The following is a 19,579-nucleotide window of genomic DNA, read 5'->3' on the forward strand; positions in this document are numbered from 1 at the left end:
GTCCGGCCGATCACGCCTGGAGCGCGAGCACCAGCGGATGGACCGCCGTCGCGCCCCGCCGCCGCAGCAGCCTGGCGGCCACCGTCGCCGACCAGCCGCTGTCGCGCACGTCGTCGACGAGCAGCACACTCGTCGCCGGCACCTCGAAGTCCACGGTGAACGCGTGCAGGACCTGCTGGAGCCGCTGGGCGCTGTTCGCCCGCCGCGCCCGGGGCACCACGCCGGGCGCACGGCCGAGCGCGCCCAGGTAGTCCATGCGCCCGAGCTTCGCGATCCGCTCCGCCAGGCCGTTCACCATCACCGGCCGCGTCAGTGAGTTCATCGACACCACCGCCGTCGGCCGCTCCCGCCACTCCCAGGCCGCCAGAACCTTCACCACGGCCCCGAACACGTCGTCGGGGACCTCGCGGTCGGCGCCGTCGGACAGCAGCTCCCGCAGCGGCCCGCCCCAACCGATGTCCGAGAGCCTGGCCAGCGCCCGCCCCGGCTCGGCGCCCTCCTCGGCCGGAATCCGGCCCTTCAGATCGATCCCGACCGCCTGCATCCCCGTGGGCCACATCCGCTTCGCCTCGAAGACCACGCCGGGACGAGACAGGGCCGCTGCGGCACTGTCCACGACCGCCGCCGATACGCCGGCCTCGATCCGCTCGCCGGTGCAGTTGTCGCACCGGCCGCACGGCGCGGCCTCGGGGTCGTCCAGTTCGCGCCGCAGGAACTCGAGCCGGCACTCCGTCGTGGCCTCGTAGGCGAGCATCCGCCGCTGCTCGTGCTCCCGCGTGGCCGAGACCTTCGCGTAGCGCTCGGCGTCATAGACCCAGTCACGGCCGGTGGCCTCCCAGCCGCCCTTGACGCGGCGGACCGCGCCGTCCACGTCGAGGACCTTGAGCATCATCTCCAGCCTCGTGCGGCGCAGGTCGACGCGCGTCTCCAGCGCCGCCGTCGAGAGCGGTCGGCCCTCGGCCTCCAACGCCCGCAGTGTCTGGCGCACCGCCTCCTCGGACGGGAACGACAGCGACCCGAAGTACTCCCAGATCGCCCGGTCCTCGCTGCCGGGCATGAGCACCACCTCGGCGCGGTCGCACGCACGCCCGGCACGGCCGATCTGCTGGTAGTAGGCCACCGGCGACGACGGCGCGCCGAGGTGGACGACGAAGCCGAGATCGGGCTTGTCGAAGCCCATGCCGAGCGCGCTGGTGGCCACGAGCGCTTTGAGTTCGTTGCCCAGCAGCGCCTCCTCGCGTTCGAGCCGCTCGGCGTTGTCGGTGCGGCCGGTGTAGGAGGCCACGGCGTGCCCGCGGCCGGACAGGTACTCGCTGACCTCCTCGGCGGCGGCCACGGTGAGCGTGTAGATGATCCCCGAACCGGTGATCTCGGGGAGGCGCTCGTCGAGCCAGGCCATGCGGTGTGCGTTGTCCGGCAGGTCGACCACCGACAGACGCAGCGACGCTCGGTCCAGGTTCCCGCGCAGCACCAGCGTCTCCGCGCCCGCCCGGTCCAACTGCTCCGCCACGTCGGCGCTCACGCGCGCGTTCGCCGTCGCCGTGGTGGCCAGCACCGGGACCGACTCGGGCAGGCCGTCGATGAAGGTGGCTATGCGCCGGTAGTCGGGCCTGAAGTCGTGGCCCCAGTCGGAGATGCAGTGCGCCTCGTCCACCACGAGCATCCCGCACCCGGCGGCCAGCTTCGGCAGCTGATGGTCGCGGAACGACGGATTGTTCAGCCTCTCGGGGCTGATGAGCAGCACGTCGACCTCGTCGGCGGCGATGGCCTCGCTGATGGCGTCCCAGTCCTCCAGGTTCGCCGAGTTGATCGTCCGCGCCCGGATGCCCGCGCGCTGGGCGGCCTCGATCTGGTTGCGCATCAAAGCGAGCAGCGGCGAGACGATCACCGTCGGGCCCATGCCGCGGCGGCGCAGCAGCGCCGTGGCCACGAAATACACCGCCGACTTCCCGAAACCCGTGCGCTGCACCAGCAGCACCCTGCGCCCCGAGGCGTCGGTGAGCGCCTCGATGGCCCGCCACTGGTCCTCGCGCAGCCGCGCGCCCTCGCCCGCCAGCGACCGCAGCAGTCGCTCGGCCTCGTCCCTCGTCGCGTCTCCCGCGGTGCTTCCGGTTCCTGCCATGCCCACCGTTGTACCGCATTCATATGACGGCCGGTGACGACAGTAGGCTGCGACGGATGGACATCGAAGTGCCATGGAAATCCGGGTCGTGGACGAACCTGCCGGTCACGGCCGCTGAGCGGGACGGCCGCCTCATGGTCACCGCGGCCGAGGGCAGCGACGCCTGGCGGCACACCTGCTACGGCTTCGTCCACGACGGCGAGCACGCGCTCCTCGAGGAGTGGGATCGTGAGCACGCCGTCGAAGTGGCCTTCACCGCCGCGTTCGAGGCCCAGTTCGACCAGGCCGGCCTCATGGTCCGCGTCGGCGACGAACACTGGATCAAGGCCGGCGTGGAGTTCGTCGACGGCGCCCCGCAGCTCGGCGCGGTGGTGACGAACGGCCGCTCCGACTGGTCGGTCAGCCCGGTGCCCGACTGGGCCGGAAGGGAAGTGACGATGCGGGCCACCCGGATGGCCGACGCGGTGATCGTCCGCGCCCGAGTCGAGCAGGAGCCGTGGCGGCTCGTGCGGCTCGCGCCCCTCGATCCGGGCCTGACCGTCCAGGCCGGCCCGTACTGCTGCGCGCCCAGCCGGGCGGGACTGACCGTGCCCTTCAGCGCCTGGCGACTGACCGCGCCCGACCGGAGCCTGCACTAGGGCCCGGCTCAGTCGTCGATCTCCATCGCCAGCAGCCTGAGGTCGTAGACGTACATGCGCTGCTGCCGATCGGCCACGCCTCCGGCGCTGACCTTGACCCCGTCCTCGCGGAGCAGTTCCGGCACGTCGCGGCCACTGCGCCCGTCCGACCAGCGGAAACCCTCGGAGACCTTGCCGCTCGCGGTCAAGACCCGGTAGGCGCGCTCGACGTCGCCGTCGTCGCGCATGAACGCCCCGACCTGCCTCGGACCGGTGCCGATCAGTTCGGCCAGATCGCCGTACGAGGTCCAGGTGCCTTCGGGCAGCGCGGCCACGACCCGCCGGACCAGTTCCCAATCCCGCTCTGTCGTCACGCGTGACAATGTACTGGACGAGGCGTCCCGCGCCACCGCACCGTCCAGCCGAGCGGTCGGGCGTACGCGGGGTGTTAACGTCGAAGCTGACAGGGGAGCCGATTCGGCTGAGAGTGCGGAACCGACCGCAGACCCTCACACCTGATCCGGGTAATACCGGCGTAGGAAGTCGTCTGCCGCTGTCGCGTCGTGTCCATGCATCCTTGAAAGGCAACGCCCATGCCGACCAACGACAGCCCGCCGCTCGCGTCCTCCGCGCGCTGGCGCACCCTCGACATCGTCACCTGCGCGGCCATCGCCGTCGCCTTCGGCGTCATCTTCTGGGCCTGGAACCTCCTGTGGGCCGCCCTCGAGGCGCCCTTCGCGTTCTATCCGCCCGCGCGGGCGATCCTCTACGGGGTCTGGCTCATCCCGGCCGTGCTCGCGCCGCTCATCGTCCGACGTCCCGGTGCCGCGCTCTTCACCGAAGGCCTCGCCGCGGTGGTCTCCGCGCTGCTCGGCTCCTTCTGGGGCATCCTCGCCGTCTACCAGGGTCTGGCGCAAGGCCTCGCCGGGGAACTGGCCTTCGCCTCCGGCCGGTACCGCCGCTTCGGCACCGGGACCGCCGTCTTCGCCGGCGCCCTCGCCGCCTGCGCGGCCACCGTGTTCGACGCCTTCGTCTGGTACCCCGAGACCGACTGGCTCACCTTCCGCCTGCCGTTCATCGCCATCGCCACCCTCTCGGGCGCGATCGTGGCCGGACTCGGCTCCCTCGCTCTGACCAAGGCCATGCTCCCCACCGGCGTCCTCGACCGGTTCCCGGCCGGACGCGACCGGCGGCGAATCTGACGAAGCGATGATCTCCGTCGAGTTCCGCGGCTTCTCCTGGCGGCACGCCGGACGGCGCGCCCCGGCCGTCGCCGACGTCGACCTGCGCATCGAGCCGGGAGAGCGGGTCCTGCTGCTCGGCCCCTCCGGCTCGGGCAAGTCCACGCTGCTCGCCGCGCTCGCCGGGCTGCTCACCACCGACTCCGGTGAGCGGCGAGGCGAAGTCCTGCTCGACGGCGAGGACGCGGCCGCCCGGCGCGGCCGCGTCGGCATCCTCTTCCAAGACCCCGAGACCCAACTCGTCATGGCCCGCAGCGGTGACGACGTCGCCTTCGGGCTCGAGAACCAGGCCGTGCCGAGGGACGAGATCTGGCCCCGTGTCCACGCGACCCTGGAGACGGTCGGATTCCCTTACCCCGCCTCACACCCCACTGACGCCCTCTCCGGCGGCGAGCAGCAGCGCCTCGCCCTCGCCGGCGTCCTGGCCCGACGGCCCGAGCTGCTCCTGCTCGACGAACCGACCGCGAACCTCGACCCCGAAGGCGCCGAAGCGATCCGCGAGGCCCTCAAGTCCGCTCTGGCCGACACCGCGGCGACGTTCATCGTCGTCGAACACCGCGTGGCCGACATCCTGAACCTGGTCGACCGCGTCATCGCGCTCGGCCCTCGCGGCACCCTGCTCGCCGACGGCCCCGCCGAAGCGGTCTTCGCCGAGCACGGGGAAACCTTGGCGGCACAAGGCGTGTGGATGCCCGGCGTCCCGCTCCCGGCCCATCCGGGTGCGGCACCGGGGGAGGAGCGACTCCGCGGCGAATCCCTCACGCTCACCTACCCGGGCGCCGACCGGCCCGCGCTCGACGGCGCCGACTTCGCGCTGCGCTCCGGCGAGCTCCTCGCCGTCACGGGCCCGAACGGCTCCGGCAAATCCACACTGGCGCTCCTCGCGGGGGGCCTCGCCAGGCCCACACGCGGCAAGGTGACCGTGCCCGGTGAGGCCTGGCCGCTGCATCGCCTGCCCGCGCACCGGCTCGCGACCCGCGTCGGTTCGGTCTTCCAGGACCCCGAGCACCAATTCGTCACCGCGACCGTCCGCGCCGAGCTCGCATTCGCGCCCCGCGCCGCCAAGTGGTCGCAGGACAGGATCGACGCCCGCGTGTCCGAACTGCTCGAACGACTCCGCCTCGACCACCTGGCCGAGGCAAACCCGCACACCCTCTCCGGCGGCGAAGCCCGCCGCCTGTCCGTCGCCGGGGCGCTGGCCGCCGCGCCGGAAGTGCTCCTGCTCGACGAGCCGACATTCGGCCAGGACCGCCGCACGTGGGGCGAGCTGGTCGACCTCACCGCCGACATCCGCGACGACGGCACCGCCGTCATGACCGTCACGCACGACCGCGACTTCGCCGCCGCGCTGGCGACCCGCGAGATCGTGCTCAAGGACGGCCGCATCCACTCGGAGACGAGCCGATGCTGACCCTGGCACCGGTCTGCGGCCCCGAGGCGCCGATCGCCCGCGCGAACCCCGTGGCGAAGCTCGCGGCGGTCGCCGCCGTCTCCACGACCGCGCTCATCGCGGCTGACTGGCTCACGCCGGTGCTGCTGCTGGCGGCCCTGGCCGCCGTCACGCCCTTCACCGGCATCCGGCTGCGGTCGCTGGCGCGCCGCCTGAAGTGGCTCTGGTTCGCGGCCGGGACGGTGGCCGTGGTCAACACGGTCTTCGCCGCCGAGCGGACCGGGACGATCCTGTTGTCCGTGGGGCCGTTGGACATCGCGTCCGACGCTTTGATCGACGGGGTGGCGCTGGGGCTGCGGGTGTGCGTGGCCGCAACGGCAGGTGTCCTCGGCTTCGCGACGACCGACCCGACCGACCTCGCCGATGCTCTCACCCAGCAGCTGCGGGCCTCGCCGCGGTTCACCATCGGCTCCCTGGCGGCCCTGCGGATGCTGCCGCTGCTCGGCGCCGAATGGCGGCAGATCATCACGGCCCGCCGGGCCCGCGGCATGGAAGGCGGCAGGAATCCGATCAGGCGCCTTCGACTGTTCGCCTCGACGATGTTCACGCTCCTGGTGGGCGCGATCCGGCGAGCGGGCCGCCTCGCCGAGGCGATGGACGCCCGCGGCTTCGACTCCGAGATCCCCCGGACGAACGCTCGGATCCAACGCATGCGCCCGGGAGACTGGCTCGTCGTGGCCGCCGCGACCGCCACCTCGGCGGCGGCGGTGGCGCTCAGTCTCGCCTACGGCACCTTCGAGATGCTCATGTAGCGGGCGCTCGGTCGGGCCGCGCCATCGGCCGAGCGCGGTTCGCAGCGCCGTCACGAACGGGTCGTCGCCCGACTCGTCGTGCCACTCGGACACGAACACCGCCGCGGCCTTGAGGCCGCCGTCCAGCCGGGGGAGGAGCTCGCGCCACGCCCACAGGTTCGGGTGCTGGCAGGCGGTGCACGCCGCTGCCGGAGCCAGCAGCTCGATCGCCCGCTCGAGACCCGTCCTGTCCATCGGGTAGGCGCCGGTCTCGCCGCGGTAGCCGCAGACGGTCGCGAGCACCACGGCGGGCAGCGGATGCTCGCCGTCGTTGACTCGCGCGAATTCGACGGCCCCTTCGGAGTCGATCGCGCCGACGGCATAGGCGGCCCGAAGGCGCCAGTCGGGCAGCGCCGATATGAAGCGCTCCCGCGCGGCGCTGATCTCCTCGACGGTGAGCCACGGCTCGGTCATCGCGCGATCACCTCACGCGCGGGAGGCGGCGGCAAGCGATATACGAGCGATGTTCGCCGGGAGCTCTGGCGCAGGGAACAAGGCCCCTCGATTGACGGCAGGCCCGAGCCGTCGTCGAGAGGCCGCTTCGACGGCTCGGGCCTGCCTGGTTTCCCTGGTTTCCCTGAACGCACGTTTCCTCTACGCCACGCCGACCTCCTCCGCCTCATCCACGAGCGGCTGGGCGAACTGCGCCGCATACAGGCGCGCGTAGGCGCCGTCCGCCGCCAAGAGCTCCTCGTGTCCGCCCTGCTCGACGACCCGGCCTCGTTCCATGACGACGATGACGTCGGCGTCGCGGATCGTGGAGAGGCGGTGGGCGATCACGAAACTCGTGCGGCCCTGACGCAGGGCGACCATGCCCTGCTGCACCAGCATCTCGGTGCGGGTGTCGACCGAGCTCGTGGCCTCGTCGAGAATCAGGATGGCAGGGTCGATCAAGAAGGCACGCGCGATGGTGACGAGCTGGCGCTCGCCCGCGCTCAGGCTGCCCTCGTCCGCGTCGAGCACCGTGTCGTAGCCGTCCGGCAGCGTCCGGATGAAATGATCGGCGCGCGCCGCCCGGGCCGCCGACACCACCTCCTCCCGGGTGGCCTCCGGCCTCCCGTACGCGATGTTCTCGGCGATGGTGCCGCTGAACAGCCAGGTGTCCTGCAGGACCATGCCGATGCGCCGGCGCAGCCGCTCGCGCTCGACCTCGGCGACGTCCACGCCGTCCACGGTGATGCGTCCCGAGTCGAGGTCGTAGAACCGCATCAGGAGGTTCACCAGCGTCGTCTTCCCGGCTCCGGTCGGGCCGACGATCGCGATCGTCTGGCCCGGCTCGGCCCCGAGCGACAGGTGCTCGATCAGCGGCTCATCCGGCAGGTAGCGGAACGAGACGTCCTCGAAGACAACCCGGCCCCGCACCGTGTCCAATGCGGACGATGATGAATCGGCGACCGGGCCCGGTCGCTGCTCCTCGGCGTCGAGCATCTCGAAGACCCGCTCCGCCGAGGCGACGGCCGACTGGATCTGCCCGGCCATGGCCGCCAGTTGGTTCACCGGGCTCGCGAACTGCATCGTGTACTGGATGAACGCCTGGATCTCGCCGATCGTCATCGCGCCGGACGCCACGCGCAGGCCGCCGACGACCGCCACCAGCACGTAGGTGACCGAACCCAGGAACGCCATCGCGGGAGCGATGAGGCCCGCCAGGAACTGGGCCCCGGTACTGGAGTCGTAGACCTCGTCGTTGTGCCGCTTGAACGTCTCGGCCGACTCAGCCTGCCGACCGAAGACCGTGACGATCTGGTGGCCGGTGATCATCTCCTCGACATGGCTGTTGAGCTCGCCCGTGGCCGCCCACTGGCGGGCGAACTTCGGCTGCGACCGTTTGCCGATCACCTTGGCGCCCCAGAGTGTGAGTGGCACGGTCAGCACCACGATGACCGTGAGCAGCGGCGAGATCGTGAGCATCATGATCGGCACGCCCAGCAGCATGAGCAGACTGAAGAGGATCCGCTGGAACACCTGCTGGACCGTCTGGGTGAGGTTGTCGATGTCGTTGGTGACCCTGGAGAGCACCTCGCCGCGCGGGCGGCTGTCGAAGTAGCGCAACGGCAGCCGCGCCACCTTCTCGTCCGAGGCCGCCCGCAGATTGAACGCCATGCGCTGCGCGACCCGGGCAATCGTGCGCCCCATGGCGACCGTGATCAGCCACGAGACCGCTGACAGCACCGCGGTGAAGCCCAGCAGGCGACCGAGCGCGCCGTAGTCGACCTCGCCCTCGCGCACGCCCCGCAGCACCTCGTCGGTGGCCTCGCCCAGCAGCGCCGGGACGACGACCATCCCGGCGACGCTGCAGACGGCGAAGACGACGATCGCGATCATGCGGAGGCGGTCCTCGCGCATGGCGCCGACGATCCGTGCGACGGTGCCGCGGAAGTCCTCGGGCTTGGCCGCCGGATCGCGGCCCGCTCCCATCATGCTCACAATGCCTCCTGGAGGGTGTGCTGCGAGCCGGCGATCTCGGCGTAGACCGGGCTGGTCCGCAGCAGTTCGTCATGGGTGCCGACCCCGGCCACGCGTCCGGCGTCGAGGACGACGATCCGATCCGCGTGGCGGACGGTCGAGACGCGCTGCGCCACGATCACGAGCGCGGCGTCGGCGATCTCGGCGGCGAGGGCCTGACGCAGCGCCGCGTCCGTAGCGGTGTCCAGCGCGGAGAAGGAATCGTCGAAGAGGTAGATCTTGGGGCGCGCCACCAGAGCCCGGGCGATCGCCAGGCGCTGGCGCTGACCCCCGGAGACCGTGGTGCCGCCCTGGCCGATCGCCGTGTCGAGCTCATCGGGCATGGCGCGCACGAAGTCCGCGGCCTGCGCGATCTCCAGGGCCCGCCACAGCTCGGCGTCGTCGGCGTCGGGATGCCCGTATCGCAGGTTCGACGCCACGGTGCCGGAGAACAGATGGGCTCGCTGGGGGACCAGGGCGACCGTGGAGGCGATGTGCGCGCGGCTCAAGTTCCGCACGTCGACGCCGTCGATCCGCACCGAGCCGGACTCGACGTCGAACAGCCGCGGGACGAGGTTGAGCAGGGTGGTCTTCCCGGTGCCGGTGGAGCCGATGACGGCGGTGGTCTGCCCCGGTCTGGCGACGAGGTCGACCCCGCGCAGCACCGGTTCCTCCGCGCCGTCGTAGCGGAAGGTCGCGTTCTCGACGTCGAGCTCGCCGCGGCCCGGCGGCTCGGTGACCGGCCGGGCCGGCTCGGCGATGCTCGGCTCGGTGGCGAGGACCTCGCCGATGCGGCCCGCGGCGACCTTGGCGCGCGGTGCCATCATGAACACGCCCATTGACATCATGACGGCCATGAGGATCTGGGAGACGTAGCTCAGGTAGGCGATGAGCGAGCCCACCTGCATCGAGCCGTCGGCGATGCGCGCGGCTCCGAACCACACGACCGCGATCGCGGTGAGGTTGGAGATGAGCATCGCCGTGGCGCCGAAGAAGGCCTGGACGCGCCCGACCCGGAGCGAGACGCTCATCAGATCGCCGTTGGCCTCGGCGAACCGTGCCTGCTCGTGCTCGTCGCGGACGAAGGCCCGGATGACGCGGATGCCGGTGATGTGCTCGCGCATGACCTGGTTGACCGAGTCGATGCGTTCCTGCATGGCCTTCGCCGAGGGGATCATCGCGCGAATGATGGCGCCCATGGCCGCCACCGTGATCGGGATGGCCACCAGCAGCGTGGCCGACAGCGGCACGTCCTGGCCGAGGGCGAGCACGAGCCCGCCGACGCCCATGACCGGCGCGGCCAGCAGCATCGTGAGCGTCATGAGCAGCAGCACTTGAATCTGCTGGACGTCGTTGGTGGTGCGGGTGATCAGCGAGGGCGCGCCGAAGCGGTCGAACTCGCGGTTGGCGAACCGCTGCACGCGTCCGAAGACGGCCTCGCGCAGGTCGCGCCCGAGCGCCATGGCGACCCTGGCGCCGAAGAACACGGCGAGGCCGGCGGCGACGACCTGCAGGAAGGTCACCCCGAGCATGATCGCGCCGTGACTGAGCACGTAGTCGGTGTCGCCGACGACGACGCCGTGGTCGACCAGGTCGGCGTTCAGCGTCGGCAGGTACAGCATCGCGAGTGTCTGGACCAGTTGGAAGACGACGGCGAGGGCGAGTGCCCGGCGGTGCGGCCGGAGGTAGTCGCGCAGCAGCCGTATCAGGCCGCCGGGCGCGGCCGGGGTGTCGGCCGGATCGGGTGGATTGGTCTCTGGCATGCCACCCACCATAGCGATAAAATAGACCGAGTACAAGTTTAGTTGCGGTAAAATTTTCGATCTGGTACACTGAAAGAGTGAAGGAACAGCTCAGCCTGCGGGAACGCAAGAAGCAGGCCACCCGGGTCCTGCTGATGGAGAAGGCCCTGACGCTCTTCGAGGAGAAGGGCTACGACAACGTCTCCGTAGCCGAGATCGCGGAGGCCGCCGAGGTCTCCAAGGCGACAGTGTTCAACTACTTCCCGACGAAGGAAGACCTGGTCCTCGCCGGTGCGAAACACCATGTCGAGGAGCCCGCCGACATCGTGCGCTCCCGACCGCTCGGCCAGACCCCGCACGGGGCCCTCCGCGAGTACTACCTGCGCATGCTCGAAGAACACGAGCCGGTGACGGGCCTGAGCGTCCACCCGCTGGTCATGCGGGTCCTGTGCGTCGTCCGGCAGTCCCCGGCGCTGGCGCTGAAGGCCATGGACGTCCGCCGCGAGTCCTCCGAGCGGCTGGCCCGGGCGCTCATGGACGAGGGCGCCTCCGAGCTGACCGCGCGCCTCGTCGCCACTCAGCTCATGCACACCCAGCACATCCTCTCCGAGATCAACGTGCGCCGGCTGCAGGCCGGCGAGACTCCCGAGGCGGTCTACCCCGACGCCGTGGACACCGCCGAGCACGCCTTCCGGCTGCTGGAGCACGGCATCGGCGACTTCATGCGCCGCGAGTCCGAACCGGAGAACGCCGTGGACGCGGCCTTCCCCGAGGACCGCGTGCGGCGGCTCGACTACGCCCGCATCGAGGCCGAGGCGGACGAGAGCGTCGAGCGCGCGCTCGACGAGGCCGGCGACGAGGTGCTCCGGAGGATCGCCGACCCCGATCGGCGCTGAACCGCCCGCCTTCCGAGTCCTGACTGGATTCGCCATCGGCCACAGTGAAGTATGCTTGCCGGGCACCAAAACGCGAGCGCCGGCACACGGTGCTCCAAGGCCAGGTGAGCACGGGATCCCCATCGTCCGGGCTGTGGCGTGTCCGGATCCGATCCGCGCCCTCCCCCTCCGAAGGGAGCGTCCATTGAAATTCAAGCCCCTTGACATCGGCCGGACCGTCGCCGTCACGTTCGAGCACGGTGAGGACTTCTTCAAGGCGCTGCGAACCGCCTGCGAGGAGGCCGGCATCCGGCAGGGGTACATCCCGCTGTTCTTGGCCGGTCTCTCGGAGGCCGAGCTCGCCGGCACCTGCGAGAAGCCCGACGACCCCGCCGCGCCCGTGTGGTCGGCCGTGCATCTCACCAACCTCGAAGCGGTCGGGGCCGGCAGCATCGCCTGGGACGAGGACTCGCAAGCCGTCTGGCCCCACATCCACCTCAGCGTCGGCACGAGGCAACATGGCGCCCAGGGATACACGAGTCATCTGCTCGGCGCCACCGTCCAGTTCCTCACCGAGATGATCATCGTCGAGGTGACGGCCCCCAGAGCCAGCCGGGTGAAGAACCGCGCCCTGTACGACGTGCCGGTCCTCACCTTCGAGGAATGACCCGCGGCGCGTCCGGGCACGCTCACGACCCCGCTCTTCGAGGCCGTCCCGGTCGTCGTCCACCGGGCTCGGTCAGACCGGCCGCGATGCCTTGAGCGAGCACATGAGCGGCAGTCTCGGCTGTCCTTCCTTCGCCCTGAAGTAACCGTCGTCGCCTTGGGCCAACTGCTGATACCGCTGGAACATCGTCATGTCGAACTCGTGGAGGAACTCGATCCGCAAGCCGGCCCGCGCGACCGCGGTGACGATGTCGCCGAGCGTGTGCGCCCGCTCATAACTGCGGTTGTGCACAGTCGGCGCCTCGAGGTCGGCATAGCTTCCCGGGCCGTCGTTGACGAGCGCTTCCGGATTGAAATAGTCGTTCTCGATGACCGTGCCGCTGGTCCAGCCGAGCACATGTGTGAACGGATGGAACTCGGCGAGATACAGGAATCCGCCGGGCGCGACCAGCGATGCGGCCGTCTCGGCCCACCGCCGGAGGTCGGGCAGCCAGTTGAGCGCGCCGATGCCGGTGTAGACGATGTCGTAGTCCTCGTCCGGTACGGCCGAAATCGCTTCGTATACGTCCGCGGCCACCAACTGTGCGCGGTCCGCTCCGATGCCGATCTCGGCCGCGAGTGAGCGCGCGACCTCGACGGCGGGCTCGGAGAAGTCGAGTCCTACGACCTTCGCGGCGCCGCGCCTCGCCCAGGAGAGCGTGTCCTGTCCCATGTGGCACTGCAGGTGCAGGAGCCGCTTGCCGGTGACGTCGCCGACTTCGGACGCTTCGAAATCGCGGATCTCGTCTTTGCCCTTGCGGAACGAGTCCTGATCGTAGAACTCGCCGGCCGCGTGGATGGGGACGCGCTCGTCCCACATCGCCCGGTTGGCCTCGAGCCACTCGGCCCAGTGCTCCTATGAAGCGGTCATGTGTCCTGTTCCTATGGAGAGTGGGTCAGGCGGTATGGCGTGCGGCAGACCGGCCCGGGAGCGCGATCCGCCGCGGCACCGCGCCCGAGAAGGTCCGCATGTGCTCCACGATCACATCGCTTGCCGCACCGGGCAAGCGATTTACGTCGCGCGCTCCGCGCCAGGGCAGTCCGAACGGTACGTCCAGCCCAGACGCTCGTACAGTGCTCGACCCTCGTCGCTGGCGACCAGCAGTCCGGTCCTCATGCCCAGCTCGGCCGCTCGGCTCGTCAACGCCCGCATCACGGTGCTTCCCAGTCCGCGCCGCCGGTGGGAAACCTCCGTCTGGACCTTGTCGAAGACGCCGAACTCGCCGGAGCGGCCGAGGCGGGCGGAGGCGGCGGCCTCGCCGTCCCCGTCGCGGGCCACCGCCACCGTCAGCTCGGCCTCGGTGGTCACCTCGATTCGGTAGCCCGCCGGCACCTCGGCCGCCGCGGGCGTGAACGGCGTCGTCATCAGATGCCCCGCCTCCTTCATCACCCAGTCGGCAGGGAGCACGTCGGACAGCATCGCTCGGGGACCGGCGATCTTGATCTCCTCGCCCGGCGCGGTCCGCGCCTTCGCGAGCAGTCGGAGATCTTCGGACGTGTAGGTGTGCAGGACGTGCCGCACCCGCGCTCGGTCGGCGTCGACGAAGGCCCGGAAGCCGCCGGGGACCGCCACCGGCTGCGGCGTCAGCCGGGAGACGGCCCGCCCGCGGCCCCAGGCCATGACGAGTTCGGGGATCGAATGGGCGGCGGACATGCGGGACTCCTCTGCCAGTGACGGACCGCCCATCTTATTGCAATAAGCAAGTGGCAAGGCGCTTCGTCATCGCCGCCGGTAGGCCACCCTCGTCGCCTCGGGCCACTTGGCGCCCTGGCCGGGGATCGGCTGCGGGTCGGGATCGAGCAGCTTGAAGTCGTACGCCTCGAGCAGCCGCGCCAGCACCACCGTCATCTCCAGGTAGGCGAACCGCATGCCCAGGCACCGGTGCAGGCCGCCGCCGAAGCCGATGAGCCGCCGCAACTGATCGGGCTCCTCGACGTAACGGTCCGGCTTGTAGGCCTCCGGGTCGGGGAACTCCTCCTCCAAGCGGTGGGTCATCGCCGGCGAGAGCATCACCATCGATCCGGCCGGGATCTCGGCACCGTCGACCTCCATCGGCTCGACGGTGCTGCGCACCATCATCGGCGCGACGGGGTGAAGCCGCTCCGACTCGTGCAGGCACCGGTCCAAATGGGCCAGGCCCCTGACGTCCGCCGCCTTCATGGCCTCGGGTGCCGTCTCGAGCTCGGCGCGCACGCGCTCGAGCTCGACGGGATTGCGAAGCAGATCGATCAGGCCCCACGAGATCTGCCCGGTGGTGGTCTCGTGCCCCGCCCAGACCAGCATGATGATCAGGTGCATGAGGATGTCGTCGGGCACGGGCGTCCCGTCGTCGTACTCCGCCTTGACGAAGTAGTCCAGGAAGTCCCCGCCCTCGCCCGGCTCGGCCCGGCGGCGGTCGATGACCTGCTGGAGCCGTTCGCGGATGCGACGCCCGGCGGCGCGGCTGCGCAGCAGGTGGGGGACCGGCAGCCAACCCGGGGTGACGAAGTCGGCGCCCTCGGAGAAGCGGCGGAACTCCGCGAACCAGTCGGTGGTGGTCTCGGCGAAGCGCTCCCCCAGGAAGGAACGCGCGGCGACACGCATGATCAGTGGCCCGAAGTCGTCGGGGATGGTGAACTCGCCGGAGCCGCCGAGGCGGTCCTTGAACGCCCGCACCTCGTGCTCCATGACTTCGACGTAGGTGTCGAGCTGGCGTCCCTGGAATCGCGGCAATACGACCTGGCGCTGGCGCCGGTACTCGTCGTAGGGCGCGAAGAAGTAGAAGTCGGGGCTGAACATCCGCAGGAAGAACGGGTAGGCCGTGCGGATCGAGAGCTTGCGATCGGTTTCGGTGAAGGTGAGTTTATTGTGCTCACTGCCGAGCAGGACGACGGTGTCCTTGAGCGGGAGCCGCAAGCGGAACATCGAGCCGTGTTCGCTGTGGCCGCGCCTGAAGAGCCCGAGCGGGTCGCGCGTGAGCTCGACGGCGTGCCCGACCACCGGGCGAGCACCCGACAGGGTCGGGATCGACGTGTGCGTATTCATATGTCACCTCAAAGGGTCGCTTTGGTCCTTGAGCTGCCGGTGGGGATCAACTTGGCCAGAGCTCATCGGCGGGTGGGGTCGCCGATTGTGTTCGAATCGTAACCTTTGTTGCACGAGTCACGCAACCGTGAGGACGGTCCGCGCCATGGACCGTCGGACCTCCGCCGTACCCTCGAATCCGCAGGAAGGAGCCGAATGTGGCAGACGATGTGATCCTCGGAGCGGACGGCCTGGCGCGCTGCGCGTGGGGCGCGGAGCCCGATATCTACCGCCGATACCACGACGAGGAGTGGGGCAGACCGTTGCGGGGCGACGACGCGCTGTTCGAACGGCTCAGCCTGGAGGCGTTCCAGTCCGGCCTGTCGTGGATCACGATCCTGCGCCGGCGTGAGACGTTCCGCGCGGCGTTCGACGGCTTCCGCATGGAGTCGGTGGCCGCTTACACCGATGCGGACGTGGAGCGGCTGCTCGGCGACACCGGCATCATCCGCAACCGCGCGAAGATCACCGCGACGATCGCGAACGCACGGGCCGCGCTGGCGCTCGACGGCGGCCTGACAGAGCTGATCTGGTCGTTCGCGCCGGACGAGCGGGAACGACCGGAGTCCCTGGGCGACGTCCCGGCGGTGACGCCGGAGTCCACCGCACTGGCCAAGGAACTCAAGCGACGCGGATTCCGATTCGTCGGACCCACGACGGCCTACGCGATGATGCAGGCGACCGGGATGGTCGACGACCACGTGGCCGAATGCCATAGAGCGGTGAGCTCATAGCGCTCAGGTGAGGGGCGCGGTCGAGCCCCTGATCACGAGGCGGCACGGCATGGTCTGGACGCCGCGGTCGTGTTCGTCGTCGATGGCGTCGAACAGGGCCCGGGCCGCCGCGCGGCCCAGCTCTTCCAGGTTCATGTCCACACTGGTCAGCTGTGGTCGTGCCCCGGTGGTGAGGACCTGCCAGTCGTCGAAGCCCATCACCGCCACGTCGTCCGGAACGATGCGCCCGCGTTCGCGCAGCGTGTCGAGCACGCCCCTGGCCACCTGGTCGCTGCCGCACAGCACCGCGTCGATCTCGGGATGCCTCTCGAGCAGCAGTCCCGCCGCCGCGCGGCCCCAGCCCTCGGTCCAGCTGCCGTAGGCGACGTCGCCGACCGGCTCAAGTCCGGCGTCGTCGAGCGCGGCCATCGCGCCGGTCACGCGATCGCGGGCGGCGCTGTAGTCGCGGTCGCCGCTGATGTGCGCGATCTTGCTGCGCCCGCAGGCGATCAGGTGGTCCACGGCCATGCGACCGGCCTCGATGTTGTCGGGCACGATCGACAGGTCGTCGGGGTCCTCGGAAGGCGCGTACGCGTACACGACCGGCACGTCCACCCCGTCGGCCAGCGGCGGCCTCGGGTCGGTGCTGCTGCCCACGACGATGAGCCCGTCCACGCGGCGGCTCACCAATGCCTGCACATGGTGGCGCTCCCGGATCGCGTCGCCGCGCGCGTCGCACAGGAACACCGAGACCTGGCCCGCGCCGAAGGCGTCCTCGGCTCCCATGAGGATCGGGAGGCTGAAGCGACCCACCAGATCCGAGGTGAGCAGGCCGACGGTCCCGCTGCGCCCGGCCAGCAGGCCGCGCGCGAGCGAGTTGGGGGAGAACGAGAGCTGTGCGGCGGCCTCGAGCACGCGGGCCCTGGTCTGGGCGTGCACGTGGTTGCGGCCGTTGAGCGCCTTGGACGCCGTGGCCACCGAGACGCCCGCCAGTTTGGCCACATCAGACAGCGTCGCGGCGCGTGTCCCGCGCGCACCGGTGGGTCGGGCCATCGCGTCCTCCTAACGTCCTCGCCGTGCGCCCGTTTCCGACGCCGACGCGTCGACTGTAGCCGATCAACGGAAAATTCACTCGGCGGCCTTTCGGTGGAGTGCGTTTGCCGACCGCTCAAGGGCGGAATTCGATCGAATCGATGCATTGACAATGGCGGTGTCGCGGTCATAGCATTTCGTCAGCAGCATGTCCGAAAACGTTTTCGGACATTTTCGGCTCCCCCGACCCGCCTGCCGAGCACACGGAGGCACCGCAATGGCGCAACGGCATCCGTCCACCCGACTCCTCGCTACTACAGCAGCTCTCGTCCTGTCCGCCGGCCTCGTCTCCACCGCCTCGCCGGCAGCGGCCCAGCAGACCATCGGCTTCCCCGAATTCACCGGCGGCGACGCCGTCCCCGACGAGCCCGTCGAGTACACTGTGGACGGCATGATGCCGGCGATGTACGCGGCCGAGGCCGACGGCACCGACTTCTGGATGGATCGCCTGCTCGCCCGCGAAGGCGCCGACCCGGCCGGCGACCAGTGGCTCATGACTCGCGGCCGGGCGCTGCTCATGCGCGTCCACGACCCCGACGTGCTCGGCTTCGGCGGCCAGCTCGCCTACTACGACCCCTTCTTCGACCGCGTCAGCAACACCGACGGCTTCACCATCGACATCGGCGACGCCGACTTCACCGAGGTCGTCGCCGAGCGCCGCCAGACGCCCAGCCACTGGAGCAGCGTCCACGCGAGCGACGGCCTGACCGTCTCGGTGGACAAGTTCGTCACGCACAACAACGTCGCGGTCGCCAATGTCACCGTCACCAATGACGGCGACGCCGCCACCTTCCCGCTCCGCGTCGAATCCGACTTCGCCTGGCAGGCCGACGGCGACGAGCTCACCGGCGTCCTCGACGTCCAGAACTCCCGCGACGAGCGCCTCACCACCGTCTTCCCGCGACTGTCCGGCACCGGCCTGAGCCCCGAAGGCGGCGACCTCACCGGCGAACTCGCCTTGGACGCAGGGGCGTCGGCCACGTTCAAGGTCCAGCTCGGCATGATCGCCGATGAGATCCCCGAATCCGCCGAGGAGTACGCCGCCTACCGCGAGGCCGGCCCCGACGAGGCCTTCTCGGAGCACGTCCGGACCTACAACGCCTGGTGGGCCGAGAACCTCCCGTACTTCGACGTGCCCGACGAGGAGATGAAGAAGTTCATCTACTACCGCTGGTGGCTGATGCGCTACAACTACCTCGACGCGGACATCCCCGGCAACGACTTCCAGTTCCCTACCTCGATCGAGGGCGTCACCGGCTACAACAACGCCATCGCCCTCACCGTCCCGATGTTCATCGACGACCTGAAGTACCTGAGGGACCCCGCCTATTCGTACGGACCCTGGGTGTCCACCGGTGAGAGCTCGCGAGGCGGGCGCTTCATGGACAACCCCGGCGACCCCGAGAACTGGTCGAACTCCTACACCCAGTACATCGCCGAGGCCGCCTGGCGCAGCTACCAGATCCACGGCGGCCAGGCTCCCATCGTCGAGAACCTGGCCGGCTACGCCGAAGGCGACGTCAAAGGCCAGCTCGAAACCTTCGACACCAATGAGAACTGGCTCATCGAATACGACTGGGGCGCGATGACCGGCAACGACGCCGACGCCGTCTCCTTCCATTGGAGGGACGGCAACCTCGACCGCGCCGAGTCCGCCTACCAGTACTCCGGCGCCCTCGCCGCCGCCGAGGCCTACGAGCTGCTCGGCGACCAGGCCAAGGCCGAGGAGATGAGCGAGATCGCCGAGAACATCCGGGGCGCTCTCACCGACGTGCTCTGGAACCCCCGGACGCAGCTGTTCGAGCACGTCCACGTCGACTCCGGCGACCACGTGCCGTGGAAGGAGATCAACAACTACTATCCGTTCGCCGTCGGCGCCATCCCCGATGAGGAGCCGTACACCGACGCGCTGCGGCTGTTCTCCGACCCGAACGAATACCCGCTGTTCCCGTTCTACACCGCGAACCAGGCCGACAAGGCCGAAGCGGCCGAGCAGGGCAACCCCGGCTCGAACAACTTCTCCCAGATCAACTCCACCGTCCAGTTCCGGCTGTTCTCCTCGGTGCTGCGGGACTACGACACGGACGCCATCACCGCCGAGGACTACAAGAAGCTCCTGTACTGGAACGCCTGGGCCACCTATATCGACGGCGACACCGCCTGGCCCGACGCCAACGAGTTCTGGGCCGACTGGAATCCCGACTCTCAGCACATCGACTACCGCTCGTGGATCCACCACACCACGCTCGGCAGCAGCATCTGGACCGTCGTCGAGGACGCCATGGGCCTGCGGCCCCGCTCCGACGACGCGGTCGAGCTCTCGCCGATCGACATCGGCTGGGACCACTTCACCGTGAACCACCTGCGCTACCGCGACTCCGACCTCACCATCACCTGGGACGAGCCGGGCGACGGCACGGAGCACTATCCCGGCGTCCCCGAGGGCTATTCGGTGTTCATCGACGGCGAGCGGGCCTTCACGCTCGACAGCCTCGTCCCGGCGGTCTGGGACCCTCAGACCGGGAAGGTCGAGTTGACCGGCGGCGAGGGGGAGGTCCTCTACCGCGACAACATGCCCGGCATGGCCGCCCCGATCGAGGTCGAGCACGACGGCCGCGTCGTCGACGTCTTCGCCAAGGCCGGCGCCGACCTCACCGGCGATGCCGAGAACCTCGCCGAAGGCGCCACGGCCTCGGCCTCGCACACCGCCGAGGGCACCGCC

General features: G+C 70.0%; 16 protein-coding genes and 1 riboswitch. Of the genes, 8 read left to right on the forward strand and 8 right to left on the reverse strand.

Going from position 1 to position 19,579, the window contains the following annotated elements:
• Window positions 1-10 precede the first annotated feature (10 nt).
• Window positions 11-2,122 (reverse strand): DEAD/DEAH box helicase, encoded by a 2,112-nt coding sequence (locus ACYVK3_RS13655; protein WP_460497880.1) that lies wholly within the window; start codon window positions 2,120-2,122, stop codon window positions 11-13.
• A 56-nt stretch (window positions 2,123-2,178) separates the two neighbouring features.
• Here ACYVK3_RS13655 and ACYVK3_RS13660 point away from each other — a divergent pair, with 56 nt between their 5' ends.
• Window positions 2,179-2,760 (forward strand): DUF1349 domain-containing protein, encoded by a 582-nt coding sequence (locus ACYVK3_RS13660; protein WP_460497881.1) that lies wholly within the window; start codon window positions 2,179-2,181, stop codon window positions 2,758-2,760.
• Window positions 2,761-2,768: 8 nt separating this feature from the next.
• Here ACYVK3_RS13660 and ACYVK3_RS13665 read toward each other — a convergent pair whose 3' ends face one another.
• Window positions 2,769-3,113, reverse strand: coding sequence for an MGMT family protein (locus ACYVK3_RS13665; RefSeq protein WP_460497882.1), 345 nt, complete (start codon window positions 3,111-3,113; stop codon window positions 2,769-2,771).
• Window positions 3,114-3,194: 81 nt separating this feature from the next.
• A riboswitch (TPP riboswitch) is annotated at window positions 3,195-3,298 on the forward strand.
• A 34-nt stretch (window positions 3,299-3,332) separates the two neighbouring features.
• On the opposite strand from ACYVK3_RS13665, the gene ACYVK3_RS13670 reads away from it, so the two are divergent.
• The 3 genes from ACYVK3_RS13670 to ACYVK3_RS13680 are packed head-to-tail and all read left to right on the forward strand — an operon-like array spanning window position 3,333 to window position 6,182.
• Window positions 3,333-3,941 (forward strand): ECF transporter S component, encoded by a 609-nt coding sequence (locus tag ACYVK3_RS13670; RefSeq protein WP_460497883.1) that lies wholly within the window; start codon window positions 3,333-3,335, stop codon window positions 3,939-3,941.
• Between the two features lie 7 nt (window positions 3,942-3,948).
• Complete coding sequence (locus ACYVK3_RS13675) at window positions 3,949-5,391, forward strand: ABC transporter ATP-binding protein (protein WP_460497884.1); 1,443 nt, start codon at window positions 3,949-3,951, stop codon at window positions 5,389-5,391.
• Window positions 5,385-6,182, forward strand: coding sequence for an energy-coupling factor transporter transmembrane component T family protein (locus ACYVK3_RS13680; protein WP_460497885.1), 798 nt, complete (start codon window positions 5,385-5,387; stop codon window positions 6,180-6,182). Before ACYVK3_RS13675 ends, ACYVK3_RS13680 begins: the two co-directional genes overlap by 7 nt.
• 633 nt (window positions 6,183-6,815) lie before the next feature.
• Here ACYVK3_RS13680 and ACYVK3_RS13685 read toward each other — a convergent pair.
• Both ACYVK3_RS13685 and ACYVK3_RS13690 read right to left on the reverse strand, forming a co-directional pair.
• On the reverse strand, window positions 6,816-8,639 hold the full coding sequence (locus ACYVK3_RS13685; protein WP_460497959.1) for an ABC transporter ATP-binding protein: 1,824 nt from the start codon (window positions 8,637-8,639) through the stop codon (window positions 6,816-6,818).
• A gap of 5 nt (window positions 8,640-8,644) precedes the next feature.
• Entirely contained in the window at window positions 8,645-10,429 is a 1,785-nt protein-coding gene (locus ACYVK3_RS13690; protein WP_460497886.1) for an ABC transporter ATP-binding protein, read from the reverse strand.
• Window positions 10,430-10,506: 77 nt separating this feature from the next.
• Here ACYVK3_RS13690 and ACYVK3_RS13695 point away from each other — a divergent pair, with 77 nt between their 5' ends.
• Together ACYVK3_RS13695 and ACYVK3_RS13700 are read left to right on the forward strand one after the other, a co-directional pair.
• Window positions 10,507-11,304: a TetR/AcrR family transcriptional regulator gene (locus ACYVK3_RS13695; RefSeq protein ID WP_460497887.1), complete on the forward strand. Its 798-nt coding sequence runs from the start codon at window positions 10,507-10,509 to the stop codon at window positions 11,302-11,304.
• A 184-nt stretch (window positions 11,305-11,488) separates the two neighbouring features.
• Window positions 11,489-11,950: a PPC domain-containing DNA-binding protein gene (locus ACYVK3_RS13700; protein WP_460497888.1), complete on the forward strand. Its 462-nt coding sequence runs from the start codon at window positions 11,489-11,491 to the stop codon at window positions 11,948-11,950.
• A 72-nt stretch (window positions 11,951-12,022) separates the two neighbouring features.
• Here ACYVK3_RS13700 and ACYVK3_RS13705 read toward each other — a convergent pair whose 3' ends face one another.
• The 3 genes from ACYVK3_RS13705 to ACYVK3_RS13715 all read right to left on the reverse strand — a co-directional run bounded on the left by ACYVK3_RS13705 (window position 12,023) and on the right by ACYVK3_RS13715 (window position 15,013).
• Window positions 12,023-12,808, reverse strand: a complete 786-nt coding sequence (locus tag ACYVK3_RS13705; RefSeq protein WP_460497889.1) for a class I SAM-dependent methyltransferase — start codon at window positions 12,806-12,808, stop codon at window positions 12,023-12,025.
• A 192-nt stretch (window positions 12,809-13,000) separates the two neighbouring features.
• Window positions 13,001-13,642, reverse strand: coding sequence for a GNAT family N-acetyltransferase (locus ACYVK3_RS13710; RefSeq protein WP_460497890.1), 642 nt, complete (start codon window positions 13,640-13,642; stop codon window positions 13,001-13,003).
• Between the two features lie 66 nt (window positions 13,643-13,708).
• Window positions 13,709-15,013: a cytochrome P450 family protein gene (locus ACYVK3_RS13715; protein WP_460497891.1), complete on the reverse strand. Its 1,305-nt coding sequence runs from the start codon at window positions 15,011-15,013 to the stop codon at window positions 13,709-13,711.
• Between the two features lie 197 nt (window positions 15,014-15,210).
• Between ACYVK3_RS13715 and ACYVK3_RS13720 the strand changes: the two genes are divergently transcribed.
• Entirely contained in the window at window positions 15,211-15,786 is a 576-nt protein-coding gene (locus tag ACYVK3_RS13720; RefSeq protein WP_460497892.1) for a DNA-3-methyladenine glycosylase I, read from the forward strand.
• A gap of 3 nt (window positions 15,787-15,789) precedes the next feature.
• Here ACYVK3_RS13720 and ACYVK3_RS13725 read toward each other — a convergent pair whose 3' ends face one another.
• A complete protein-coding gene (locus ACYVK3_RS13725) occupies window positions 15,790-16,818 on the reverse strand; it encodes a LacI family DNA-binding transcriptional regulator (RefSeq protein WP_460497893.1) in 1,029 nt (342 codons plus the stop codon).
• Window positions 16,819-17,074: 256 nt separating this feature from the next.
• Between ACYVK3_RS13725 and ACYVK3_RS13730 the strand changes: the two genes are divergently transcribed.
• On the forward strand, window positions 17,075-19,579 hold a 2,505-nt coding region (locus ACYVK3_RS13730; RefSeq protein WP_460497894.1), incomplete at its 3' end, for an MGH1-like glycoside hydrolase domain-containing protein.

The sequence above is a fragment of the Glycomyces tarimensis genome, assembly GCF_054776215.1.